Origin of the sequence: Citrobacter koseri ATCC BAA-895, assembly GCF_000018045.1 — a bacterium.
GTDB classification, from domain to species: domain Bacteria; phylum Pseudomonadota; class Gammaproteobacteria; order Enterobacterales; family Enterobacteriaceae; genus Citrobacter_B; species Citrobacter_B koseri.
Genome location: NC_009792.1, coordinates 2,789,770 through 2,814,169 on the forward strand (window position 1 = coordinate 2,789,770; position 24,400 = coordinate 2,814,169).

At 53.2% G+C, this 24,400-nt stretch carries 16 protein-coding genes, 6 tRNA genes, 3 rRNA genes and 1 riboswitch; of the genes, 4 read left to right on the top strand and 21 right to left on the bottom strand.

The genetic code is table 11. The features are described from left to right. Nucleotide 1: 1 nt before the first annotated feature. The 6 genes from secE to CKO_RS12870 all read right to left on the bottom strand — a co-directional run bounded on the left by secE (nt 2) and on the right by CKO_RS12870 (nt 2,359). Nucleotides 2–385 carry a preprotein translocase subunit SecE gene (gene secE, locus CKO_RS12845; RefSeq protein ID WP_012133816.1) on the bottom strand — a complete coding sequence of 128 codons (384 nt, stop codon included), beginning with the start codon at nt 383–385 and terminating at the stop codon, nt 2–4. A gap of 231 nt (nt 386–616) precedes the next feature. Next, nucleotides 617–1,801 (bottom strand): elongation factor Tu, encoded by a 1,185-nt coding sequence (gene tuf, locus CKO_RS12850; protein ID WP_012133818.1) that lies wholly within the window; start codon nt 1,799–1,801, stop codon nt 617–619. Between the two features lie 116 nt (nt 1,802–1,917). Further along, nucleotides 1,918–1,993 (bottom strand) — tRNA-Thr (locus CKO_RS12855). 5 nt (nt 1,994–1,998) lie between these two features. Continuing rightward, nucleotides 1,999–2,073 (bottom strand) — tRNA-Gly (locus CKO_RS12860). A gap of 117 nt (nt 2,074–2,190) precedes the next feature. Further along, a tRNA-Tyr gene (locus CKO_RS12865) sits at nt 2,191–2,275 on the bottom strand. Nucleotides 2,276–2,283: 8 nt separating this feature from the next. Continuing rightward, nucleotides 2,284–2,359, bottom strand: a tRNA-Thr gene (locus tag CKO_RS12870). Nucleotides 2,360–2,758: 399 nt separating this feature from the next. Here CKO_RS12870 and coaA point away from each other — a divergent pair. Then, on the top strand, nt 2,759–3,712 hold the full coding sequence (gene coaA / locus CKO_RS12880) for a type I pantothenate kinase (RefSeq protein WP_024130653.1): 954 nt from the start codon (nt 2,759–2,761) through the stop codon (nt 3,710–3,712). Nucleotides 3,713–3,742: 30 nt separating this feature from the next. On the opposite strand, the gene birA is transcribed toward coaA, so the two are convergent. The 9 genes from birA to btuB form a co-directional block, all read right to left on the bottom strand. Next, nucleotides 3,743–4,705 (bottom strand): bifunctional biotin--[acetyl-CoA-carboxylase] ligase/biotin operon repressor BirA, encoded by a 963-nt coding sequence (birA, locus tag CKO_RS12885; RefSeq protein WP_012133821.1) that lies wholly within the window; start codon nt 4,703–4,705, stop codon nt 3,743–3,745. Beyond that, complete coding sequence (murB, locus tag CKO_RS12890; protein WP_012133822.1) at nt 4,702–5,730, bottom strand: UDP-N-acetylmuramate dehydrogenase; 1,029 nt, start codon at nt 5,728–5,730, stop codon at nt 4,702–4,704. Before murB ends, birA begins: the two co-directional genes overlap by 4 nt. Before the next feature lie 160 nt (nt 5,731–5,890). Beyond that, a 5S ribosomal RNA gene (rrf, locus tag CKO_RS12895) occupies nt 5,891–6,006 on the bottom strand. 201 nt (nt 6,007–6,207) lie between these two features. Further along, a 23S ribosomal RNA gene (locus tag CKO_RS12900) occupies nt 6,208–9,113 on the bottom strand. Nucleotides 9,114–9,288: 175 nt separating this feature from the next. Further along, nucleotides 9,289–9,364, bottom strand: a tRNA-Ala gene (locus tag CKO_RS12905). Between the two features lie 113 nt (nt 9,365–9,477). Then, nucleotides 9,478–9,554: transfer RNA gene (locus CKO_RS12910), tRNA-Ile, on the bottom strand. A gap of 70 nt (nt 9,555–9,624) precedes the next feature. Further along, a 16S ribosomal RNA gene (locus CKO_RS12915) occupies nt 9,625–11,166 on the bottom strand. The 16S, 23S and 5S rRNA genes sit together here with 2 tRNA genes alongside, the layout of an rRNA operon. Before the next feature lie 378 nt (nt 11,167–11,544). Next, complete coding sequence (murI, locus tag CKO_RS12925) at nt 11,545–12,396, bottom strand: glutamate racemase (RefSeq protein WP_024130654.1); 852 nt, start codon at nt 12,394–12,396, stop codon at nt 11,545–11,547. Further along, a complete protein-coding gene (btuB, locus tag CKO_RS12930) occupies nt 12,341–14,209 on the bottom strand; it encodes a TonB-dependent vitamin B12 receptor BtuB (protein WP_012133824.1) in 1,869 nt (622 codons plus the stop codon). The genes murI and btuB overlap by 56 nt, the downstream gene beginning before the upstream one ends. Nucleotides 14,210–14,274: 65 nt before the next feature. Next, nucleotides 14,275–14,464: riboswitch (cobalamin riboswitch) on the bottom strand. Between the two features lie 114 nt (nt 14,465–14,578). Here btuB and trmA point away from each other — a divergent pair. Next, the gene (trmA, locus tag CKO_RS12935; RefSeq protein ID WP_012133825.1) at nt 14,579–15,679 is read left to right on the top strand and encodes a tRNA (uridine(54)-C5)-methyltransferase TrmA; all 1,101 of its coding nucleotides are present in this window, start codon (nt 14,579–14,581) and stop codon (nt 15,677–15,679) included. Nucleotides 15,680–15,952: 273 nt separating this feature from the next. On the opposite strand, the gene CKO_RS12940 is transcribed toward trmA, so the two are convergent. Together CKO_RS12940 and fabR are read right to left on the bottom strand one after the other, a co-directional pair. Continuing rightward, nucleotides 15,953–16,312, bottom strand: coding sequence for a YijD family membrane protein (locus tag CKO_RS12940; RefSeq protein WP_012133827.1), 360 nt, complete (start codon nt 16,310–16,312; stop codon nt 15,953–15,955). Nucleotides 16,313–16,327: 15 nt separating this feature from the next. Continuing rightward, on the bottom strand, nt 16,328–16,963 hold the full coding sequence (fabR, locus tag CKO_RS12945; protein ID WP_047459767.1) for an HTH-type transcriptional repressor FabR: 636 nt from the start codon (nt 16,961–16,963) through the stop codon (nt 16,328–16,330). 198 nt (nt 16,964–17,161) lie between these two features. Between fabR and sthA the strand changes: the two genes are divergently transcribed. Next, complete coding sequence (sthA, locus tag CKO_RS12950) at nt 17,162–18,562, top strand: Si-specific NAD(P)(+) transhydrogenase (protein ID WP_012133830.1); 1,401 nt, start codon at nt 17,162–17,164, stop codon at nt 18,560–18,562. On the opposite strand, the gene oxyR is transcribed toward sthA, so the two are convergent. The 4 genes from oxyR to argC all read right to left on the bottom strand — a co-directional run bounded on the left by oxyR (nt 18,545) and on the right by argC (nt 23,072). Continuing rightward, a complete protein-coding gene (oxyR, locus tag CKO_RS12955; protein WP_012133831.1) occupies nt 18,545–19,462 on the bottom strand; it encodes a DNA-binding transcriptional regulator OxyR in 918 nt (305 codons plus the stop codon). The two genes, sthA and oxyR, sit on opposite strands and share 18 nt — an antisense overlap. A 331-nt stretch (nt 19,463–19,793) precedes the next feature. Then, entirely contained in the window at nt 19,794–21,167 is a 1,374-nt protein-coding gene (gene argH / locus CKO_RS12960; protein ID WP_012133832.1) for an argininosuccinate lyase, read from the bottom strand. Nucleotides 21,168–21,283: 116 nt separating this feature from the next. After that, nucleotides 21,284–22,060, bottom strand: coding sequence for an acetylglutamate kinase (gene argB / locus CKO_RS12965; protein WP_012133833.1), 777 nt, complete (start codon nt 22,058–22,060; stop codon nt 21,284–21,286). Between the two features lie 7 nt (nt 22,061–22,067). Further along, nucleotides 22,068–23,072: an N-acetyl-gamma-glutamyl-phosphate reductase gene (argC, locus tag CKO_RS12970; RefSeq protein WP_012133834.1), complete on the bottom strand. Its 1,005-nt coding sequence runs from the start codon at nt 23,070–23,072 to the stop codon at nt 22,068–22,070. A 154-nt stretch (nt 23,073–23,226) separates the two neighbouring features. On the opposite strand from argC, the gene argE reads away from it, so the two are divergent. Continuing rightward, entirely contained in the window at nt 23,227–24,378 is a 1,152-nt protein-coding gene (gene argE / locus CKO_RS12975) for an acetylornithine deacetylase (protein ID WP_024130656.1), read from the top strand. Nucleotides 24,379–24,400: the final 22 nt, after the last annotated feature.

Genomic DNA, 24,400 nt, shown 5'->3' on the forward strand with positions numbered 1-24,400 from the left:
CTCAGAACCTCAGGCCAGTGATAAAGGATACCAGGCGAACCAGAATACCATCCAGTCCCCACAGGATCAGTGACATTACTGCGGTAACCGCAGCCACAATCAGCGTGGTGTGCAATGTTTCCTGGCGAGTCGGCCAAATGACCTTACGGACTTCGGTACGCGCTTCACGGGCAAAAGCAACGGTTGCTTTACCTTTTGTCGTCAACAGCGCGACACCACCCGCTGCAGCAATCAGAATTACTACGGCCAGCGCACGCAGCGGCAGCATCATGTCGCGATAGAGGTAGTTGCCCACAATAGCCACAAGCAGCAATGCGACAACAACGACCCACTTCATCGCTTCCAGGCCGCGCCCGCTTCCTTGAGCTTCGGTATTCGCACTCATAAACCAACCTGTCAGAAGTATTCTACAAACATTTTCACCCCGCGTATGCGAGGCAATCCAAACCGAAATGCTCTGTGTTGCGTTTCGGACTAAACGCCCTCAGCAGAGCCTGTCTCAGCAATGATTATGACAAAAAAAATCACTGATGAGCCAGGTTCTGATGTGAAAGCGTGCAAAAAGGGCATCAAATGATGCCCTTTTATTGCGCATTGCGTCAAATGTTATCAGCGATTAGCCGAGAACTTTAGCAACCACGCCTGCGCCAACAGTACGGCCGCCTTCACGGATTGCGAAACGCAGACCGTCGTCCATCGCGATCGGGTGGATCAGGGTAACAACCATTTTGATGTTGTCGCCCGGCATTACCATCTCTACGCCTTCCGGCAGTTCGATGGTGCCAGTCACGTCAGTTGTACGGAAGTAGAACTGCGGACGGTAGCCTTTGAAGAACGGAGTATGACGGCCGCCTTCATCTTTGGACAGAATGTACACTTCAGATTCGAACTTGGTGTGCGGCTTGATGGTGCCCGGCTTAGCCAGTACCTGACCACGTTCGATTTCTTCACGTTTGATACCACGCAGCAGAACACCTACGTTCTCACCAGCACGGCCTTCGTCCAGCAGTTTGCGGAACATTTCAACGCCAGTACAGGTAGACTTCGCAGTCTCTTTGATACCAACGATTTCAACTTCTTCGCCCACTTTGATGATACCGCGCTCTACACGACCGGTAACAACGGTACCACGACCGGAGATGGAGAATACGTCTTCGATCGGCAGCAGGAACGGCTTGTCAATCGCACGCTCTGGTTCCGGGATGTAAGAATCCAGGTAGCCAGCCAGTTCGATGATTTTCGCTTCCCACTCAGCGTCGCCTTCCAGCGCTTTCAGAGCAGAACCACGAACGATCGGCGTGTCGTCGCCCGGGAAATCGTACTGAGACAGCAGTTCACGCACTTCCATCTCAACCAGTTCCAGCAGCTCTTCGTCATCAACCATGTCGCATTTGTTCAGGAACACGATGATGTACGGAACGCCTACCTGACGACCCAGCAGGATGTGCTCACGGGTCTGCGGCATCGGGCCGTCAGTCGCAGCAACAACCAGGATCGCGCCGTCCATCTGCGCAGCACCGGTGATCATGTTTTTAACATAGTCGGCGTGGCCCGGGCAGTCTACGTGCGCGTAGTGGCGAGTCGGGGTGTCGTATTCAACGTGAGAAGTGTTGATGGTGATACCACGAGCTTTTTCTTCCGGCGCGTTATCGATCTGGTCGAATGCGCGAGCAGCACCGCCGTAGGTTTTAGCCAGTACGGTAGTGATTGCAGCGGTCAGCGTTGTTTTACCATGGTCAACGTGGCCGATAGTACCGACGTTGACGTGCGGTTTTGTACGTTCAAACTTTTCTTTAGACATCGATTGTCCCTCTAAGACACGGATAAATCGGTGATATCACCACATCAACCAGGCGATATGCCTGAATTGTTGAATATTTAAGTTTATACAGAGAGAAACGGGAAGGAGAAGTGAAGTGGTGCTGATACCCAGAGTCGAACTGGGGACCTCACCCTTACCAAGGGTGCGCTCTACCAACTGAGCCATATCAGCACGTCTGGAGCGGGCAGCGGGAATCGAACCCGCATCATCAGCTTGGAAGGCTGAGGTAATAGCCATTATACGATGCCCGCATCCTGGAACTCGGCTACCCAGTTCTTTCTGTAACAAAAAAAGAGACATGTCTCTTTTCTTATTCGAACCGGTTAATTTTTTCAACCAGTTCAGACAGCAAACACGCTGCCAGAAAGTGGTGGTGGGGGAAGGATTCGAACCTTCGAAGTCTGTGACGGCAGATTTACAGTCTGCTCCCTTTGGCCGCTCGGGAACCCCACCGGACTTGATGGTGCCGACTACCGGAATCGAACTGGTGACCTACTGATTACAAGTCAGTTGCTCTACCTACTGAGCTAAGTCGGCATCAAGTAGCGCGCATTCTATGGAGACCTGCGACCTCATGCAACTAAAAAATTGCATAAAATGTTCTATCGCTCACATTTTGCACGACAAGACCGCTAAATGGCCTATTTTTAGTCAGGTCAGTGCGATTTTTCGACACCAGGATGCTAACGGCTTAACGGAGAGCATCATCATATCTGTGTTTGAAAAAGAGAAAAATTCTTCTTTTACATATGGTATATCCGTCACATTGCGTTTCAGGGATAACTTATCAGGAGAGATTTTTTCTTATTATTCCCTCCCATCTGGTGTTACCCTCCTGCCCATTGTCCAAATTAACTGAAATGTGTCGTGCCATTGCATGCCGGGGATGATTCGCTTTTTTATCGCTGACCTGATGTAGCAATGACAGCCAGAAACATGCTTATGAGTAAAGAGCAAACGTTAATGACGCCTTACCTACAATTTGATCGCAACCAGTGGGCTGCGCTTCGTGATTCCGTGCCGATGACCCTGACCGAGGGCGAAATCGCACGACTCAAAGGCATTAATGAAGATTTATCACTGGAAGAAGTTGCCGAGATTTATTTGCCCCTGTCGCGTTTGCTAAATTTCTATATCAGTTCAAACCTGCGCCGTCAGGCTGTTCTGGAGCAATTTTTAGGCACTAACGGCCAGCGTATTCCTTATATCATCAGCATCGCCGGTAGCGTTGCCGTGGGCAAAAGCACCACCGCGCGCGTACTGCAAGCGCTGCTGAGCCGCTGGCCGGAACATCGTCGCGTCGAATTGATCACCACTGACGGTTTTCTACACCCTAACCAGGTGCTGAAAGATCGCGGGCTGATGAAGAAGAAAGGCTTTCCTGAGTCTTACGATATGCACCGTCTGGTGAAGTTCGTTTCCGATCTCAAATCAGGGGTGCCAAATGTTACCGCGCCAGTCTATTCACACCTGATTTATGATGTGATTCCAGACGGAGATAAAACCGTCGCGCAGCCCGATATATTAATTCTTGAAGGCTTAAATGTACTACAGAGTGGAATGGATTATCCTCACGATCCACATCATGTATTTGTTTCTGACTTCGTTGATTTTTCTATTTATGTTGATGCGCCTGAAGATTTACTCCAGACGTGGTACATCAACCGCTTCCTGAAATTCCGTGAGGGGGCGTTCACCGACCCAGATTCTTATTTCCATAATTACGCAAAATTATCGAAAGATGAAGCGATCAATACCGCCGCATCATTATGGAAAGAAATCAACTGGTTGAACTTAAAGCAAAATATTTTACCCACTCGTGAGCGGGCCAGTCTGATTATGACCAAAAGCGCCAATCATGCGGTCGAACAAGTCAGGTTGAGAAAATAATGTAAAAAGGGAGCCTTAGCTCCCTTTTTATTATTCTGCGCTGCGTAAAGATATTTCTCCGCCCATCCACGGCTTAATTACGCCATCCTGTTCAAGCAACAACGCGCCTTGCGCATCTATCCCACGGGAAATACCAAATATTTCTTTATCACCAATAATCAGTTTAACCGGTCGGTTAATAAAATTATCCAGTTTTTCCCAGCGAGACAGGTAAGGTGCCAGACCTTCCTGCTCAAAGAGTTCCAGCGCCGCACGCAACTCTTTGATTAACGTCGCCGCCAGCATGTTGCGATCAAGCGTAATGCCCGCTTCCTGGAGATTGATCCATCCCTGATTCACAACACCTTCTTCCACACGGCGCATGGCCATATTGATGCCTGCGCCAATAACGATTTGCGCAGCGTCGCCCGTTTTACCCGTAAGCTCAACCAGAATGCCTGCCAGCTTGCGATCGAGTAAATAGAGATCATTAGGCCACTTAACCCGAACCTTCTCTGCACCCAGATCGCGCAGAACCTCAGCCATCACAATGCCGATCACCAGACTCAGCCCGATCGCGGCTGCCGGCCCCTGCTCCAGACGCCAGTACATAGAAAGATACAGGTTCGCACCAAATGGAGAGAACCATTTCCGCCCACGACGACCACGCCCAGCCTGCTGGTATTCCGCTACACAGGCATCACCCGACGTCAACTGGCCGATACGATCCAGCAGATACTGGTTCGTCGAATCGATAACCGGAAGTACCGTGACATTCCCGCTGTCCAGTTGTGCATGGATGACAGAAGCATCTAATAATTGGATAGGTTCTGGCAGGCTATATCCTTTGCCAGGAACGGTAAACACATCAACACCCCAGTCACGCAACGTCTGGACATGCTTGTTGATGGCTGCGCGGCTCATTCCCAGCGTTTCACCCAGCTGTTCACCCGAATGAAACTCACCATCGGCCAGCAAAGAGATCAGCGTCAGGGGAACGGTATTATCCTTCATGCAATGATCTCCACAGCATTCACTTCACCGGTCTGCCCGATAAACCGAACTTCCGGTTCCAGCCAGACATTAAATTTCTCACCCACGTTCTGACGCACATGATGCGCGAGTTTCACCACATCCTCGCTTGTCGCATTATGTACGTTAATCAGCACCAGAGCCTGCTGACGATGTACCGCAGCGCCCCCAATACTGACGCCTTTTAGCTGGCACTGATCGATCAACCAACCGGCAGCCAGCTTCACTGAACCATCGGCCTGCGGGTAATGTGGCGCACCGGGAAATTGCGCCAGTAATGTGTGCGCAATCTCTGCTGTAACAACAGGATTTTTAAAGAAGCTACCTGCATTACCATTTACTTTTGGATCGGGCAGTTTCGTGGTGCGCATATGGCATACGGCATCAAACACCTGCTGCGGCGTGACCGTTTCAGGTTCAAGGCGAACCAAGTCGCCATAAGTCAGTACGGGCTGCCACTGTTTTGGTAAACGCAGGCCGACAGCCACAATGGCGTAACGATCCTGATATTCATGCTTGAAGATACTATCACGATAACCAAAGCGGCACTCTGTGGCACTCACCCGTAGAGACTTTCCGGTTGCCAGCTCGACACAATCCACATAGTCACAGACCCGCTGTAGTTCTACACCATAGGCGCCAATGTTCTGGATAGGAGAAGAACCGACGCACCCCGGAATAAGCGCCAGATTTTCCAGCCCCGGCATACCTTGCTGGAGTGTGTATCGTACCAGGTTATGCCAGTTTTCCCCCGCCCCTACGTGCAAGTGCCATGCCTCGGGTTGCTCTGTCACCTCAATACCTTTGATACGGTTGATAATCACCGTTCCATGAAAGGTATCAAGAAACAGAACGTTACTCCCTTCGCCCAGTATCAGTACCGGATGATTTGATGCTTTAGCCGATTGCCAGGCATCCAATAGTTGTTGTTCATTTTCGGCACAGACAATCTCGTTAGCGCGTTGATCGATACCGAAGGTATTCCAGGGTTTGAGGGAGTGATTCATAGACGCTTTCCTGATGCAAAATCGCGTCTAGTTTACCGCATATGTAACAGTATGGCTTGTGGTTATGTAGGTGGGATAAGGCGCAGCCGACATCCGGCTGACCCGGACGCATGAACGCAAAAAGGCCATCCCTCAGGATGGCCTCTTCACTTTAATTAATGCCTGGCAGTTCCCTACTCTCGCATGGGGAGACCCCACACTACCATCGGCGCTACGGCGTTTCACTTCTGAGTTCGGCATGGGGTCAGGTGGGACCACCGCGCTACGGCCGCCAGGCAAATTCTTTGTGCCCTTAAAACGAATCTTTTACCCTGATACTGCGTTGGCTGCGCTCGTAAACTCAGTCACATACCTGTGTATGCTCCTTCCTTTCCTTCGCTTGCCGCCTTGGCTCAGCGTAAAATCTTTCGTTTTCGCAAAATCTGTAATCAAAGCTGAAAATCGTCTCTCAAATCGCCAAAACATCTTCGGCGTTGTAAGGTTAAGCCTCACGGTTCATTAGTACCGGTTAGCTCAACGCATCGCTGCGCTTACACACCCGGCCTATCAACGTCGTCGTCTTCAACGTTCCTTCAGGACTCTCAAGGAGTCAGGGAGAACTCATCTCGGGGCAAGTTTCGTGCTTAGATGCTTTCAGCACTTATCTCTTCCGCATTTAGCTACCGGGCAGTGCCATTGGCATGACAACCCGAACACCAGTGGTGCGTCCACTCCGGTCCTCTCGTACTAGGAGCAGCCCCCCTCAGTTCTCCAGCGCCCACGGCAGATAGGGACCGAACTGTCTCACGACGTTCTAAACCCAGCTCGCGTACCACTTTAAATGGCGAACAGCCATACCCTTGGGACCTACTTCAGCCCCAGGATGTGATGAGCCGACATCGAGGTGCCAAACACCGCCGTCGATATGAACTCTTGGGCGGTATCAGCCTGTTATCCCCGGAGTACCTTTTATCCGTTGAGCGATGGCCCTTCCATTCAGAACCACCGGATCACTATGACCTGCTTTCGCACCTGCTCGCGCCGTCACGCTCGCAGTCAAGCCAGCTTATGCCATTGCACTAACCTCCTGATGTCCGACCAGGATTAGCTGACCTTCGTGCTCCTCCGTTACTCTTTAGGAGGAGACCGCCCCAGTCAAACTACCCACCAGACACTGTCCGCAACCCGGATTACGGGCCCACGTTAGAACACCAGCCATTAAAGGGTGGTATTTCAAGGGCGGCTCCATGCAGACTGGCGTCCACACTTCAAAGCCTCCCACCTATCCTACACATCAAGGACCAGTGTTCAGTGTCAAGCTATAGTAAAGGTTCACGGGGTCTTTCCGTCTTGCCGCGGGTACACTGCATCTTCACAGCGAGTTCAATTTCACTGAGTCTCGGGTGGAGACAGCCTGGCCATCATTACGCCATTCGTGCAGGTCGGAACTTACCCGACAAGGAATTTCGCTACCTTAGGACCGTTATAGTTACGGCCGCCGTTTACCGGGGCTTCGATCAAGAGCTTCTCCGCGAGGATAACCCCATCAATTAACCTTCCGGCACCGGGCAGGCGTCACACCGTATACGTCCACTTTCGTGTTTGCACAGTGCTGTGTTTTTAATAAACAGTTGCAGCCAGCTGGTATCTTCGACTGATTTCAGCTCCATGGGTAAACCACTTCACCTACATATCAGCGTGCCTTCTCCCGAAGTTACGGCACCATTTTGCCTAGTTCCTTCACCCGAGTTCTCTCAAGCGCCTTGGTATTCTCTACCTGACCACCTGTGTCGGTTTGGGGTACGATTTCGTGTTACCTGATGCTTAGAGGCTTTTCCTGGAAGCAGGGCATTTGTCACTTCAGCACCGTAGTGCCTCGTCATCACGCCTCAGTGTTAAAGTGCACCGGATTTGCCTGGAGCACACACCTACACGCTTAAACCGGGACAACCGTCGCCCGGCCGACATAGCCTTCTCCGTCCCCCCTTCGCAGTAACACCAAGTACAGGAATATTAACCTGTTTCCCATCGACTACGCCTTTCGGCCTCGCCTTAGGGGTCGACTCACCCTGCCCCGATTAACGTTGGACAGGAACCCTTGGTCTTCCGGCGAGCGGGCTTTTCACCCGCTTTATCGTTACTTATGTCAGCATTCGCACTTCTGATACCTCCAGCATGCCTCACAGCACACCTTCAACGGCTTACAGAACGCTCCCCTACCCAACAACACATAGTGTCGCTGCCGCAGCTTCGGTGCATGGTTTAGCCCCGTTACATCTTCCGCGCAGGCCGACTCGACCAGTGAGCTATTACGCTTTCTTTAAATGATGGCTGCTTCTAAGCCAACATCCTGGCTGTCTGGGCCTTCCCACATCGTTTCCCACTTAACCATGACTTTGGGACCTTAGCTGGCGGTCTGGGTTGTTTCCCTCTTCACGACGGACGTTAGCACCCGCCGTGTGTCTCCCGTGATAACATTCTCCGGTATTCGCAGTTTGCATCGGGTTGGTAAGCCGGGATGGCCCCCTAGCCGAAACAGTGCTCTACCCCCGGAGATGAATTCACGAGGCGCTACCTAAATAGCTTTCGGGGAGAACCAGCTATCTCCCGGTTTGATTGGCCTTTCACCCCCAGCCACAGGTCATCCGCTAATTTTTCAACATTAGTCGGTTCGGTCCTCCAGTTAGTGTTACCCAACCTTCAACCTGCCCATGGCTAGATCACCGGGTTTCGGGTCTATACCCTGCAACTTAACGCCCAGTTAAGACTCGGTTTCCCTTCGGCTCCCCTATACGGTTAACCTTGCTACAGAATATAAGTCGCTGACCCATTATACAAAAGGTACGCAGTCACCCCATAAAAGAGGCTCCCACTGCTTGTACGTACACGGTTTCAGGTTCTTTTTCACTCCCCTCGCCGGGGTTCTTTTCGCCTTTCCCTCACGGTACTGGTTCACTATCGGTCAGTCAGGAGTATTTAGCCTTGGAGGATGGTCCCCCCATATTCAGACAGGATACCACGTGTCCCGCCCTACTCATCGAGCTCACAGCCTGTGCGTTTTCGTGTACGGGACTTTCACCCTGTACCGTGCGACTTTCCAGACGCTTCCACTAACACACAAGCTGATTCAGGCTCTGGGCTCCTCCCCGTTCGCTCGCCGCTACTGGGGGAATCTCGGTTGATTTCTTTTCCTCGGGGTACTTAGATGTTTCAGTTCCCCCGGTTCGCCTCGTTAGCCTATGTATTCAGCTAACGATAGTGTGACGAGTCACACTGGGTTTCCCCATTCGGACATCGCCGGGTCAAGGGTTCATATCACCTCGCCGGCGCTTTTCGCAGATTAGCACGTCCTTCATCGCCTCTGACTGCCAGGGCATCCACCGTGTACGCTTGGTCGCTTAACCTCACAACCCGAAGATGTTTCGTGAAACATTTCGCGTTGCGAAAATTTGAGAGACTCATACACACTTTACGTGTGTCGTTTCAATTTTCAGCTTGATCCAGATTTTTAAAGAGCAAAACTTCGCAGTGAACCTTTTCAGGTACACTCTGAAGTTTTCTTATATGAGCAGTAAAATATGGTGGAGCTATGCGGGATCGAACCGCAGACCTCCTGCGTGCAAAGCAGGCGCTCTCCCAGCTGAGCTATAGCCCCATACAGTACAGTCAGAACCTCTTACCGATGATTTTTCCTGAGACAAGGCGTGGAATGACGAAGCATACTTAAAGTATGTGAGTCATTTCACAACGCAGTATTCAGGGAAAATCTGGTAGGCCTGAGTGGACTTGAACCACCGACCTCACCCTTATCAGGGGTGCGCTCTAACCACCTGAGCTACAAGCCTGTAGAGGTTTTTACTGCTCGTTTTTCATCAGACAATCTGTGTGAGCACTGCAAAGGCAGGTTCTTTAAGGTAAGGAGGTGATCCAACCGCAGGTTCCCCTACGGTTACCTTGTTACGACTTCACCCCAGTCATGAATCACAAAGTGGTAAGCGCCCTCCCGAAGGTTAAGCTACCTACTTCTTTTGCAACCCACTCCCATGGTGTGACGGGCGGTGTGTACAAGGCCCGGGAACGTATTCACCGTGGCATTCTGATCCACGATTACTAGCGATTCCGACTTCATGGAGTCGAGTTGCAGACTCCAATCCGGACTACGACATACTTTATGAGGTCCGCTTGCTCTCGCGAGGTCGCTTCTCTTTGTATATGCCATTGTAGCACGTGTGTAGCCCTGGTCGTAAGGGCCATGATGACTTGACGTCATCCCCACCTTCCTCCAGTTTATCACTGGCAGTCTCCTTTGAGTTCCCGGCCTAACCGCTGGCAACAAAGGATAAGGGTTGCGCTCGTTGCGGGACTTAACCCAACATTTCACAACACGAGCTGACGACAGCCATGCAGCACCTGTCTCACGGTTCCCGAAGGCACATTCTCATCTCTGAAAACTTCCGTGGATGTCAAGACCAGGTAAGGTTCTTCGCGTTGCATCGAATTAAACCACATGCTCCACCGCTTGTGCGGGCCCCCGTCAATTCATTTGAGTTTTAACCTTGCGGCCGTACTCCCCAGGCGGTCGACTTAACGCGTTAGCTCCGGAAGCCACGCCTCAAGGGCACAACCTCCAAGTCGACATCGTTTACGGCGTGGACTACCAGGGTATCTAATCCTGTTTGCTCCCCACGCTTTCGCACCTGAGCGTCAGTCTTCGTCCAGGGGGCCGCCTTCGCCACCGGTATTCCTCCAGATCTCTACGCATTTCACCGCTACACCTGGAATTCTACCCCCCTCTACGAGACTCAAGCCTGCCAGTATCAGATGCAGTTCCCAGGTTGAGCCCGGGGATTTCACATCTGACTTAACAGACCGCCTGCGTGCGCTTTACGCCCAGTAATTCCGATTAACGCTTGCACCCTCCGTATTACCGCGGCTGCTGGCACGGAGTTAGCCGGTGCTTCTTCTGCGGGTAACGTCAATTGCTGCGGTTATTAACCACAACACCTTCCTCCCCGCTGAAAGTACTTTACAACCCGAAGGCCTTCTTCATACACGCGGCATGGCTGCATCAGGCTTGCGCCCATTGTGCAATATTCCCCACTGCTGCCTCCCGTAGGAGTCTGGACCGTGTCTCAGTTCCAGTGTGGCTGGTCATCCTCTCAGACCAGCTAGGGATCGTCGCCTTGGTGAGCCGTTACCCCACCAACAAGCTAATCCCATCTGGGCACATCTGATGGCAAGAGGCCCGAAGGTCCCCCTCTTTGGTCTTGCGACGTTATGCGGTATTAGCTACCGTTTCCAGTAGTTATCCCCCTCCATCAGGCAGTTTCCCAGACATTACTCACCCGTCCGCCACTCGTCAGCGAAGCAGCAAGCTGCTTCCTGTTACCGTTCGACTTGCATGTGTTAGGCCTGCCGCCAGCGTTCAATCTGAGCCATGATCAAACTCTTCAATTTAAGTTTGATGCTCGTGAATTAAACTTCGTAATGAATTACGTGTTCACTCAGAGACTTGGTATTCATTTTTCGTCTTGCGACGTCAAGAATCCATGTCACTTTGAGTGCCCACACAGATTGTCTGATAAATTGTTAAAGAGCAGTGCCGCTTCGCTTTTTCTCAGCGGCGCGGGGTGTGCATAATACGCTTTCCCGCTTGAGAGTCAAGCATTTATTTTTGCTTTTCTCTGCCGGCGTTCATCGCTGAACCCCGCTGACCCGGCGGCCTGTGTGCCGTTGTTCCGTGTCAGTGGAGGCGCATTATAGGGAGTTATTCCGGCCTGACAAGGGGAAATTCAAAATTATTTTCCGACTGCTTTCTTTTTAAGCAAAACCACCTCAAACCGCCAGTTTTTCGAGCGTTTCGAAACCGTAACGCTGTAAAACGGGTATTAATTGCTCGGTCTCTGGCGTCATTGCCATGCAGAAAGCAATATTAGCCTCCGCTGATTTGGCATCCGGCGCTTCATGCTCTAACAACCAGGCCGTGCGACGCGCAATCGCCGCCCCGGAATCCACCAGCCTTGTCCCTTCAGGAAGGACCTGCAACAGTTCTTCCTGTAATAGAGGGAAATGGGTACATCCCAGAACAACCGTGTCGGGCGGTTCCGGCATCCGCAGCCAGGGTCTCAGGATACGGCGTAGTTCTTCCAGCGATACGGGTTCACCGTGCAGTTTGGCTTCCGCCAGTTCCACCAGTTCTGCCGATCCCAACATCGCTATCTGACATTCATTCGCGAATCGCGCTATCAACTCATGGGTATAAGGGCGTTTTACCGTGCCACGCGTTGCCAGCAACCCGACGATGCCGTTGGCGGTCAGCCTCGCAGCGGGTTTAATCGCAGGAACGACGCCCACAACCGGGAACGCGAATTTTTCACGCAATGCAGGAAGAGAAACCGTACTGGCCGTATTACAGGCGATTACCGCAAGTGAGAGAGGATAACGCTGCTGCACTGCGGTAACGATCTCGACGACGCGCTCGACAATAAACGCTTCGCTCTTTTCCCCGTAAGGAAACGCGACGTTATCGAAAGCATATATATAGTGGAGATTCGGCAGGAGATGCCGAATCTCATCGTAGACCGACAACCCACCAACGCCGGAATCAAACACCAGCACGGTGGGACGTGGATCAGAAGGTGTAGCTGCCAGACAAGTAGTACTCTCGTCCTGCAGTTTGGTAGCCATAAGCTGTCTCGTAATCTTTATCGAACAGGTTGGCGATTTTACCACGAACTGTCAGGCGATCGGTGATCGGATACGATGCAGAAACATCAACAGTGCTATAGCTCGGCAAGATTTGCTGGGTGTTATTGTACTGGGAGGTGTTGTTATCGTAGCGCTTGCCGTAATACTGCCACGATACATCCATATCGACGTTAAACATCGTCCAGTCCAGTTGATACTTCGCCTGGCGCTTCGAGCGTCGGGCTAACACTTCACCGTTGTCGTCATTACGCGGATCGACATATTGCAACGTGACACGATGGCTAAAGATGCCGGTATCAAAGCTGCCCGTCCATTCCACGCCTTTAATGGTTGCCGCATCAATATTGTCATACTCACCCTGGTAGGTGTTTGGATCAAAGTAGTAGGTGATCAGGTTAGTAATCTTGTAATGGTAGGCAGACAGGCGCCAGTCCAGCGGACCAGTGAGCCCTTCCAGCCCGGCCTCCCACTGTTTAGACTCTTCCGGTTTCAGGTTAGGATTCGCGTTGATGCCAAAACGGGTAGAACCAAACTGCTGCCCCAGAGATGGAGACAGGAACCCGGTACCATAGCCGATAGTTACTCGATAGTTGTCGATAAACTCCCATCCAGCCGTCGTCTGCCAGGTGCCATGCCAGCCAAACTGTTCATCATGATCTTCACGCCCTGAAGCCTCCAGCGTTACATCACCGAATTGTTGCTGACCGGTCAGGTATAAACCGGTGTTATCGCGTTTATATGTGTCCGACATCACGGTATCGGATGAGGTCAAACGCTGCTGCTGCCAGTCTACGCCAGCGCTAACGGAACCGTGCCCCACGATAAGGTTATTACCCCATTGCAGGTTACGCTGGGTCATGCGATCGAGCGTCGTACCGTCATGATAGCGACCATAAATACTGCTGTAGTTATAGTCCTTCACCTTCTGGTAGCTGGCGAGAAGTTGTGAAGAGTAAATCCCGGAGTTGAATTTCAGACCTGCGTCCCAGCTCTGATTGTAGAGTTGCGATTCATCAGCACTGTAGGCCGGAATAGACGGCGGGCTTCCCAGATCGTAATCAGAGTTGTTGGTATAACTGTGACCACGGAAAAAACCATCGAAATTATCATTAAATTTATGTTCGAGGCTGCCCCAGAATGCCTTGCTGCGAAAACCATCGCGGTCGCGATCGTGATCCCAGGTTGAGCCGGGCTGTACGTTAAAGCCTTTATTGCCCTCATAAGAACCCGCTACCGTGGCGACAGTGTCGCCAAAGCGATGGCGCAACGTACCGTCATATTGCTGATAACCTTTTGAACCAACGCCCGCGGTAATTTTTGACTGTTCTTGATCGGAGTGCGTAATAACGTTAATGACCCCACCCATTGCGCCGGAACCATAAATCGCCGAGCGTGGTCCACGAATGTATTCCACGCGTTGCACCAGCGATATTGGAATCTGATTCAGATCGGGGTTATTCGTAATGCCGGGGCGGGTCATGGGAACACCATCGACCAGAACCAATACCTGTTTGGCTTCCGTACCACGAATAAATAAAGAAGAAGACTGCCCCATGCCGCCGTTTTGATTGATATCAACGCCTGGCAGGCGGCGCATCACATCATTCAAATTCTTCGCTTGCCAGCGGTCGATATCCTCACGCGTCACGACATCAGCAGGCGCCAGTACGGTATTAACCGGTTGTTGAAAACGATTTGCGGTGACGATCAGGGTGTCTGGGTTAGTATCCTGCGCCCAGCCAGAAAATGCCGTGACGGAGAGCGCCGTCAGCAGCGAAGATTTTTTAATCATTGTAAAGCATCCACAATATAAGAAGGATGCCGCAGGCTTCATCGATAGTACGCGATGATGAACACCAGATGCGACGTTAGCCGGCAGGTCTTCGGGCTTGGAAAGTTATCCTCAGGATACAAGAGACGATGACTTCCCGCCGGGTGGCAGTGTCTGCTTATGCTCTCATCTCACCTTTCCTTACCGCTGCGCGTCAGCTCCAGATTCGCACTGGATTCCCTATTAACTCACAGGACCGGCTCACGGATGCTACATTCTGTAACAATCTACGTCCAGACCGCATATCACAATATCGGAAATCATCAATGACTGGACATCTGATGAGCAATCCCTACAATCCCCGCGTACTTTTATTTTTCAGGATGCATCATGACCCCCGAACACCTTCCGACAGAACAGTATGACGCGCAGCTAGCCGAAAAAGTGGTGCGCTTGCAGAGTATGATGGCGCCGTTTTCTGACCTGGTCCCGGAAGTGTTTCGCTCGCCAGCCAGCCATTATCGGATGCGCGCCGAATTTCGCCTGTGGCATGACGGCGACGACCTGTATCACATCATTTTTGAGCAGCAGACAAAAAGCCGTATCCGCGTCGACAGCTTCCCGGCGGCCAGCGAGCTGATTAACCAGCTGATGACGGCGATGATTGAAGGCGTGCGCCATAATCGCGTCCTGCGCCATAAGCTGTTCCAGATTGATTACCTCACCACGATGAGCAATCAGGCGGTGGTTTCTCTGCTGTACCATAAAAAGCTGGATGATGAGTGGCGCCAGGAAGCGGAAACGCTGCGGGATGCGCTGCGAGCGCAGAACCTGAATGTGCATCTGATTGGCCGGGCGACCAAAACCAAAATCGAGCTGGATCAGGATTACATTGACGAACGTCTGCCCGTGGCGGGAAAAGAGATGATCTACCGTCAGGTGGAGAACAGCTTCACGCAGCCCAATGCCGCAATGAATATTCAGATGCTGGAGTGGGCGCTGGATGCAACCAAAGCGTCGAAAGGCGACCTGCTTGAACTGTACTGTGGCAACGGCAACTTCTCATTGGCTCTGGCGCGTAACTTCGACCGGGTGCTGGCAACGGAAATCGCCAAACCGTCAGTCGCCGCAGCGCAGTACAACATTGCCGCTAACCATATTGATAACGTGCAGATCATCCGTATGGCCGCCGAAGAGTTTACGCAGGCGATGAACGGAGTACGTGAGTTTAACCGTTTGCAGGGTATCGACCTGAAGAGCTATCAGTGTGAAACGATTTTTGTCGATCCGCCGCGTAGCGGGCTGGACAGTGAAACCGAGAAAATGGTGCAGGCGTATCCGCGTATTTTGTACATTTCCTGCAACCCGGAGACGCTGTGTAAGAACCTGGAAACATTAAGCCAGACGCACAATGTGTCACGTCTGGCTCTGTTCGATCAGTTCCCGTATACGCACCATATGGAATGCGGCGTGTTACTCACTGCCAGGTAAAACGTAGGCCGGATAAAGTGGTTACGCCGCCATCCGGCGATATGCCCGGTGGCGCTGCGCTTACCGGGCCTACAAATCATCGTAGGCCAGATAAGGCGGTTACGCCGCCATCCGGCGATATGCCCGGTGGCGCTGCGCTTACCGGGCCTACAAATCATCGTAGGCCAGATAAGGCGGTTACGCCGCCATCCGGCGATATGCCCGGTGGCGCTGCGCTTACCGGGCCTACAAATCATCGTAGGCCGGATAAGGCGGTTACGCCGCCATCCGGCATTATTCCGCGACTTCCTGCTTGCGGTTACGCATCTTAAAGCCAATCCAGAATACCAGAATCACCGACAGCACCGCCGGGAAGAAGTTAGAACCGATATCCGGGTATTCCGCACGTACCACGGTGCTGTACAACAGCACGCCGAGGATAAAACAGGCGGCAGCCAGCCCCGGCAAGCCGACAGGCATGGTGCGGTTTTGATAACGTTGATGCAGGCAATAAACCGCCAGCACCAGCGCGATAATCGGGAATACAGAAAACGGCACGATGGAGCTAAACAGCGCCGCGAATGTGCCATTGATCGATAAGCCAGCGACCAGCGCCAGCAACAGCGTACCTTTATCTTGACCTGACTGTTTCATTGCTCGTCCTTCACGTTACTCGGAGTGATGTGCCATCTTCTCTTGTTCACGGCGGTACCAGTAATATGCCCCTTTCGCAATCATGCGCAGTTGCAGTACCAGCCGCTCTTCCAGCTGTCGGCGTTGTTCCGCACCAACATCCAGCGCCTCGGCACCTGCACTAAACACAATCGTCACCATCGCTTCGGCTTGCGCTTCAGTGAACGCGCGCGGCATATGGTTTTCGAGTTCCAGATAGTCCGCAAGTTCCGCGATGAAATGCTGAATCTCACGCGCGACTGCGGCGCGAAACGCGGCCGAGGTGCCGGAACGTTCACGCAATAATAAACGGAAGGCGTTAGGATTGTTGCCGATGAACTCCATAAATGTGGAGACCGAGGTACGGATCACACTGCCGCCTTTGGCAATACGCTGACGCGCCTGGCGCATCAGCTGGCGCAGCATTAAACCGCTCTCATCCACCATCGTCAGGCCAAGCTCATCCACATCGCGGAAATGGCGATAAAATGAGGTTGGCGCAATGCCCGCTTCACGCGCTACTTCGCGTAAACTGAGACTGGCGAAACTCCGTTCGGCGCTCAGTTGACTGAATGCGGCTTCTACCAGCGAACGCCGGGTTTTTTCTTTTTGTTGCGCTCTAACGCCCATCACGATGTCTGAATCCTTCCATATGCCTTATCTGGCACTATACCAGAGAACAAACTTAATCTGTTTGTTCAGCTTTGTGAATGATTGTTTACAGGCTGTTTGTGCTCCAGCCCCACAAAAAAGCACAACGATAATTGGGTTAAAGGCGCGCGAATGTTATCATCGTGTTTATTTTATGTATAAAAACAGGTGAGTAATACCATGCCACATTCCTGGGATTATGATGCAATCGTCATAGGTTCAGGCCCCGGCGGCGAAGGCGCTGCAATGGGTCTGGTTAAGCAAGGAGCGCGCGTCGCCGTTATTGAGCGTTATCACAACGTTGGTGGCGGTTGTACCCACTGGGGCACCATCCCGTCGAAAGCGCTCCGCCATGCCGTCAGCCGTATCATCGAATTCAACCAGAACCCCCTCTACAGCGACCACTCCCGACTACTTCGTTCTTCCTTTGCCGATATTCTCAACCATGCCGATAACGTCATTAATCAACAAACGCGCATGCGGCAGGGCTTTTATGAGCGCAACCACTGTGAAATATTGCAGGGTAATGCGCATTTTGTTGACGAAAACACCCTCGCGCTGGAGTGCCACGACGGCACGGTCGAAACCCTGACGGCGGAGAAATTCGTGATTGCCTGCGGGTCGCGTCCTTATCACCCGGCCGACGTTGATTTCGCGCATCCACGTATTTACGACAGCGACTCAATCCTTAGCCTGCATCACGAACCTCGTCACGTCATCATCTATGGCGCCGGGGTGATCGGCTGCGAATATGCGTCAATCTTCCGGGGAATGGACGTCAAAGTTGATTTGATTAACACCCGCGACCGTCTGCTGGCGTTTCTTGATCAGGAGATGTCCGACTCTCTCTCTTACCACTTCTGGAACAGCGGCGTGGTTATTCGCCATAACGAAGAGTACGAGAAGATTGAAGGCTGCGACGACGGCGTCATTATGCACCTGAAATCCGGTAAAAAGCTGAAGGCCGACTGTCTGCTGTACGCCAACGGACGCACTGGTAACACCGATTCACTGGCGCTGGGAAATATCGGTCTGGAAACCGACAGCCGTGGGCAACTCAAAGTCAACAGCATGTACCAGACCGCGCTGCCGCACATTTACGCGGTGGGCGATGTGATTGGCTATCCGAGTCTGGCTTCCGCCGCTTACGACCAGGGTCGAATTGCCGCGCAGGCGCTGGTGAAAGGCGAAGCGACCGCCCATCTTATTGAAGATATCCCTACCGGGATTTACACCATCCCGGAAATCAGCTCTGTCGGCAAAACCGAGCAGCAATTGACGGCGATGAAAGTGCCTTACGAAGTCGGACGTGCGCAGTTTAAGCACCTGGCGCGCGCGCAAATCGTCGGGATGAACGTGGGAACGCTGAAGATCCTGTTCCATCGGGAAACAAAAGAGATTCTGGGGATTCACTGCTTTGGCGAACGCGCGGCCGAAATTATTCACATCGGCCAGGCGATTATGGAACAGAAAGGCGGCGGTAACACCATTGAGTACTTCGTTAACACCACCTTTAACTACCCGACAATGGCGGAAGCCTATCGGGTAGCGGCGCTAAACGGCTTAAACCGCCTGTTTTAACGCTTTGTCGAAATGGCCATCCATCTCCGCACGGATGGCCTCCGCCAGTTGCTCATAGCGACTGCGCAGCGGCGATCCCGGACGATAAACCAACCCAACCGTACGCTTAGGCTCCGGCTTAATGCACGGCAGGTAGACTACGCCATCACGCTTACGCTCCTGCGGAACCGCCAGCGCAGGCAGTAAGGTAATACCGCTCCCCGCCGCAACCATGTTGCGCAGCGTTTCCAGACTGGTCGCCCGGAAATGGGTGTCTTCATCCGCGCCCGCCTCAAAGCAGAAGCCCATCGCCTGATCGCGCAGGCAGTGCCCGTCTTCCAGCATCAGCAGTTTTTCACCCGCCAGATCGGACATCGGCACACGATCGCGATTCGCCCACGGGTGATCCTCATAGATCGCCAGCATCATGGGTTCATCAAACAGCGGCACTTCGATAAACGCCTCGCTCTCTTTCACCAGCGCCAGGATCACGCAGTCAAGCTTGCCGCTGTCCAGTTGCGCCAGCAGCTGGTGCGTCTGCGCTTCATGCAGATACATTTCCAGCTTCGGGAAGGTCTGATGCAGCATCGGAATAATATGCGGCAGCAGATAAGGGCCAACCGTTGGGATCAGGCCGATATGCAATGGGCCAGACATCGTCTCACCTTGCTGGCTTGCCATCTCCTTGAGCACTTTGACCTCACGCAGCACGGTGCGCGCCTGATCCACCAGCAGTAAACCTGCCTGGGTGAACAGAACTTTACGACTCGTACGCTCCAGCAGCATTACGCCCAGTTCATCTTCCAGCTTACGGATTTGCCCACTGAGCGTCGGCTGGCTGACGTGACAGGAGTCCGCCGCACGCCGGAAATGGCGGTGTTCGGCTAATGCCACCAGGTATTCAAGATCACGAATATTCATTATTCATCCTCCGTCGCCACGATAGTTCATGGCGATAGGTAGCATAGCAACGAACGATTATCCCTATCAAGCTTTCTGTCTAATAATACATCACAGAAACGGAGCGGTACCTCTTTAACCCTTGAAGTCACCGCCCGTTCAAAGAGTTTTTCTCAACTCGAAATAACTAAAGCCAACGTGAACTTTTGCGGACCCTATGGTCCGCTTTTTTTTGCATAAATAAAATAAGCCCGACGTGATGCCAGGCTCTGATGACTGTTGCCGGATGGCGACGGTTCACAATTTTTTGTAGGCCGGATAAGGCGGCAGCCGCCATCCGGCACAACGCCAGTTACGCCAGACGCGCCTTCGCGTAGTCGATCGCCTGCGCAACCTGCTGCGGTGAAACACCGCCTTTCGCCGCACGTTTATCCAGGCATGATTGCAGCGACAGAATCGGATACACATCATCGCCAATCACAGCGCTAAATTTTTGCAGGTCAGCCAGTGACAGATCTTCCAGCGGTTTTCCCTGTCGAATCGCTTCCACCACCGTTTCGCCCACAATATGGTGCGCTTCACGGAACGGCACGCCTTTGGCAACCAGATAATCCGCCAGCTCAGTCGCATTCGCATAGCCCTGCTGCGCCGCTTCCTGGCAGCGCGGACGTTTTACCTGAATGCCGTCCAGCACCAGCGCCGCCATGTGCAGGCAGTCCAGCCAGGTGTCGAGCGCATCAAACAGCCCTTCTTTGTCTTCCTGCATGTCTTTGTTGTACGCCAGCGGCAGGCCTTTCAGCGTCATCATCATCGCCGTTAACGCCCCCTGCACACGGCCGCACTTGCCACGGATCAGTTCCAGCGCATCCGGGTTTTTCTTCTGCGGCATCAGCGATGAACCCGACGTCACGCGATCGGAGAGTTCCACAAAGCCCGCTTCACCGGTATTAAAGAAAATCAGATCTTCCGCAAAGCGCGACAGGTGAACCATGCCGATAGACGCGTCGGACAGCAGTTCCAGCACATGGTCGCGATCGGACACGCTGTCCAGACTGTTACGCGTCGCCGAGGCAAAGCCCAGCCAGCCTGCCAGCTGTTCACGGTCGATTTCATACGCCGTACCCGCCAGCGCGCCGCAGCCTAACGGGCTGACGTCCAGACGCTTGAGCGCATCCTGCAAGCGGCTCTCATCACGCGCCAGCATTTCCACATACGCCAGGCACCAGTGGGCAAACGTCACCGGCTGCGCGCGTTGCAGATGGGTGTACCCCGGCATGACGGCATCCTGATTATTCTGCGCCGTCTCTACCAGCGCGCTTTGTAACTGACGGTTAGCAGACAGCAGCTCGGTGACCGTATCTTTGCACCATAGCTTCAGGTCGGTCGCAACCTGATCGTTACGACTGCGCCCGGTGTGCAGCTTTTTCCCCAACTGGCCGACTTTATCGATCAGTTTGCCTTCCACCCAGCTGTGAATATCTTCCGCGTCGCTTTCCAGAATCTGCTGCGGATTCACCCGAACCTCTTCCAGCAGCGCGCTCAGCGCCTCTTCCAGTTGCAGTTGCTCATCCGCAGTCAACACCCCAACCGTGACCAGAGCTTTGGACCAGGCCACAGAGCCGACGATATCCTGCTCGGCCAGGCGGTAATCAAAGCGCAATGAGTCATTAAACTGTTTGAACCGTTGATCCGCTGCCTGTGTAAAACGCCCACCCCAAAGTGCCATAACATGCTTCCTTAATATCTTGAATTTCAATGCCGGATGGCGCTTAGCTTATCCGGCCTACAGGTTCGGTTCACCCAGGCCCGATAAGGCGTGGCCGCCATCGGGCACAAAATAGTTTAAGCCAGAATACGCGTACCGATCGGCGTACCGTTAAACAACGCCGGAAGCTGCTCGGCATGACGCCAGGAGGCGATATCCACCGGGCGCCCCAGCGTGCGGGCGGCGTCCAGCGCCGCGTTCACCTTCACAATCATGCCGTCGGTAATGATACCTTGATCGATCAGCTGTTCCGCTTTGGCCGCCGTCATCTCGGCAATGCGCTGACCTTTGCCATCCAGAATACCGCTTACATCAGAAAGCAGGATCAGATCCGCCCCCAGCGTTGCCGCCAGCGCCGTCGCCGCCTGATCGGCATTGACGTTCATCAGTTGCCCTTCTTCGGTCACGCCAATGGAACTGACCACCGGCAAGAAGCCGCCTTCCAGCAGCGTGTTAATCAGCTTAGGCGAACCCGGCTGCGCCAGTCCAACGTGGCCCAGCTCTTCATCGAGTTGAGTCACTTTTACGCTATCGCCGTCGCCGAGATACAGGCCAACGGACGCGATATGGTGTTTTTTCGCCCACGCCAGCAAGGTTTTATTGGCGGTTCCCGCCAGCGCGCCGGTGATGATGTCGATCTGATCGGCGGGCGTCACGCGCAGGCCATTTTTCTTTTTCACCGGCAAATTTAACTGTTTCATCAGCTCATCCACAACGCAGCCGCCGCCGTGCACGATAATCAGCGGACGCTGATGCGACTCGCGGTAATTGACCAGCGCAGTAAACAGACGCTCCAGCGCCTCTTCGCTATCCAGTAATACGCCGCCCAGCTTGATAATTAATGGATTCATCATTGCACCCTTAAATAAGAGACTGCGTTTCAGCAAAGCCGAAACGGATATTTGCGCACTGCACTGCCTGCGCCGCTGCGCCTTTCAACAGGTTATCTTCGGTCGCCACCACGATCAGGTGCTCGCCCTGAACGGCAAAACCAATATCGCAGAACGGCAGCCCGACCACATTCTTCAGCGCCGGAACGCCCTTGTCATATAGCCGCACCAGCGGCTTGTCGCCATACGCCTGCTGCAACGCTTGCGCCACCTGAGTATGGGTAACGCCAGCTTTCAGGCGGCAGGTGATCGTTTCCAGAATTCCGCGCGGGAAGTTCCCCAGATGCGGCGTGAAAATAACCTCTGCCCCCAGATGGGTGGCGATTTCCGGCTGATGACGATGGGTAAAGACGCCATACGGTTGCAGGCTGACTTCACAGAAACTGTTCGAAAGCGCCGCCTTACGCCCGGCGCCGCTCACGCCGCTGGTTGCGTTAATGACCGGCCACTGGTTGAGATCCAGCAGGCCTGCGTCAATCAGCGGTTTTAACGACAATTGCGCCGCCGTCGGATAGCATCCCGGCACCGCAATCAGATTCGCTTCTTTTAGCTTGTCCGCGCTCCACTCCGCCAGGCCATACACCGCCTGTTCCAGCAGCTCAGGGTGCTGATGGGTAAAGCCATAATATTTTTCGTAGAAGGCGCTATCATTAACCCGGAACGCACCGGAGAGATCAAACACAACGCAGCCCGCATTCAGGAACTGCGGGGCCAGGTCATGGCTCACTTCATGCGCGGTGGCGAGAAACACCACATCCACCCCGCCGCTGAACTCGCTAATATCAGACATTGGCTGCAATGGCAGATCGACAATGCCTTTTAACTGCGGATGTAAATCAGAGATTAGCTTTCCTGCATCATTGCTTTGCGCTGAGACGGTTAAAGCGGTTATGGTCATATCAGGATGACGATTTACATAGGTCACAAGCTCTGCGCCAGCGTAACCGCTGGCACCCACAATCAGCGTATTCAACATCGGGGCTGTTCACCTTCTTATGTCTGGTTGCCTGGTTAAGCCGTAACAACTTCACCTTACAGTTGGTGGGTTTTCTTACGCTCAACGTTAATGTATTTTTATTCACAAATAATGCATGAATATTGATACTATCATGACCCGAGGTGTGTCAACAATGAAAAACACTTTACCGCCATTTATCGAGATTTACCGCGCTCTGATTGCCACACCGTCGATTAGCGCTACCGAAGAAGCGCTCGATCAAAGTAATGCGTCTTTAATCACTCTGCTGGCAGACTGGTTTAAAGATCTGGGCTTCAAGGTTGAGGTTCAGGCAGTCCCCGGTACGCGCAATAAATTCAATATGCTGGCAAGCACCGGACAGGGTGCTGGCGGTTTGTTGCTGGCGGGCCATACCGATACCGTACCCTTTGACGACGGACGCTGGACGCGCGATCCGTTCACGCTGACCGAGCACGATAACAAGCTCTACGGGCTGGGTACGGCGGACATGAAAGGCTTCTTTGCTTTTATCCTCGATGCCCTGCGTGACGTGGATGTGACGACGCTGAAAAAACCGCTGTATATTCTGGCTACCGCCGATGAAGAGACCAGCATGGCGGGCGCGCGCTATTTTGCTGAAACCACCGCCCTGCGCCCGGACTGCGCGATCATCGGTGAACCAACGTCCCTGCAACCGGTGCGCGCGCACAAAGGCCACATTTCAAACGCCATCCGCATTCTGGGGCAATCGGGCCACTCCAGCGATCCGGCGCGCGGGGTTAACGCCATTGAGCTGATGCACGACGCCATTGGCCGCATCATGCAGCTGCGCGATGACCTGAAAGAACGTTATCACTACGCGGCGTTTACCGTTCCTTATCCGACATTAAACCTGGGCCACATTCACGGTGGCGACGCCGCGAACCGTATCTGCGCCTGTTGCGAGTTGCATATGGATATTCGCCCGCTGCCGGGCATGACGCTGAACGATCTCAACGGATTGCTCAACGATGCGCTGGCGCCCGTGAGCGAACGCTGGCCGGGCCGTCTGACGGTGTCCGAACTGCATCCGCCGATTCCCGGCTACGAATGTCCGCCTGACCATCAACTGGTGGAAGTGGTCGAGAAACTGCTGGGCGCGCAAACCGAAGTGGTGAACTACTGCACCGAAGCGCCGTTTATCCAGACCTTGTGCCCGACGCTGGTGCTTGGCCCGGGTTCGATTAATCAGGCGCACCAGCCGGATGAATATCTGGAAACGCGTTTTATCAAGCCAACCCGCGAGCTGATTACGCAGGTTGTCCATCATTTCTGCTGGCATTAACTGCTTATCACCTCGCTACCCC

Excerpts from the sequence above, each read along its gene's own strand:
- btuB (WP_012133824.1), bottom strand. The coding sequence starts at position 14,209 with ATGATTAAAAAATCTTCGCTGCTGACGGCGCTCTCCGTCACGGCATTT.
- CKO_RS12940 (WP_012133827.1), bottom strand. The coding sequence starts at position 16,312 with ATGAAACAGTCAGGTCAAGATAAAGGTACGCTGTTGCTGGCGCTGGTC.
- argB (WP_012133833.1), bottom strand. The coding sequence starts at position 22,060 with ATGATGAATCCATTAATTATCAAGCTGGGCGGCGTATTACTGGATAGC.
- birA (WP_012133821.1), bottom strand. The coding sequence starts at position 4,705 with ATGAAGGATAATACCGTTCCCCTGACGCTGATCTCTTTGCTGGCCGAT.
- argE (WP_024130656.1), top strand. The coding sequence starts at position 23,227 with ATGAAAAACACTTTACCGCCATTTATCGAGATTTACCGCGCTCTGATT.
- oxyR (WP_012133831.1), bottom strand. The coding sequence starts at position 19,462 with ATGAATATTCGTGATCTTGAATACCTGGTGGCATTAGCCGAACACCGC.
- argC (WP_012133834.1), bottom strand. The coding sequence starts at position 23,072 with ATGTTGAATACGCTGATTGTGGGTGCCAGCGGTTACGCTGGCGCAGAG.
- sthA (WP_012133830.1), top strand. The coding sequence starts at position 17,162 with ATGCCACATTCCTGGGATTATGATGCAATCGTCATAGGTTCAGGCCCC.
- trmA (WP_012133825.1), top strand. The coding sequence starts at position 14,579 with ATGACCCCCGAACACCTTCCGACAGAACAGTATGACGCGCAGCTAGCC.
- secE (WP_012133816.1), bottom strand. The coding sequence starts at position 385 with ATGAGTGCGAATACCGAAGCTCAAGGAAGCGGGCGCGGCCTGGAAGCG.
- murI (WP_024130654.1), bottom strand. The coding sequence starts at position 12,396 with ATGGCTACCAAACTGCAGGACGAGAGTACTACTTGTCTGGCAGCTACA.
- argH (WP_012133832.1), bottom strand. The coding sequence starts at position 21,167 with ATGGCACTTTGGGGTGGGCGTTTTACACAGGCAGCGGATCAACGGTTC.
- tuf (WP_012133818.1), bottom strand. The coding sequence starts at position 1,801 with ATGTCTAAAGAAAAGTTTGAACGTACAAAACCGCACGTCAACGTCGGT.
- coaA (WP_024130653.1), top strand. The coding sequence starts at position 2,759 with ATGCTTATGAGTAAAGAGCAAACGTTAATGACGCCTTACCTACAATTT.
- murB (WP_012133822.1), bottom strand. The coding sequence starts at position 5,730 with ATGAATCACTCCCTCAAACCCTGGAATACCTTCGGTATCGATCAACGC.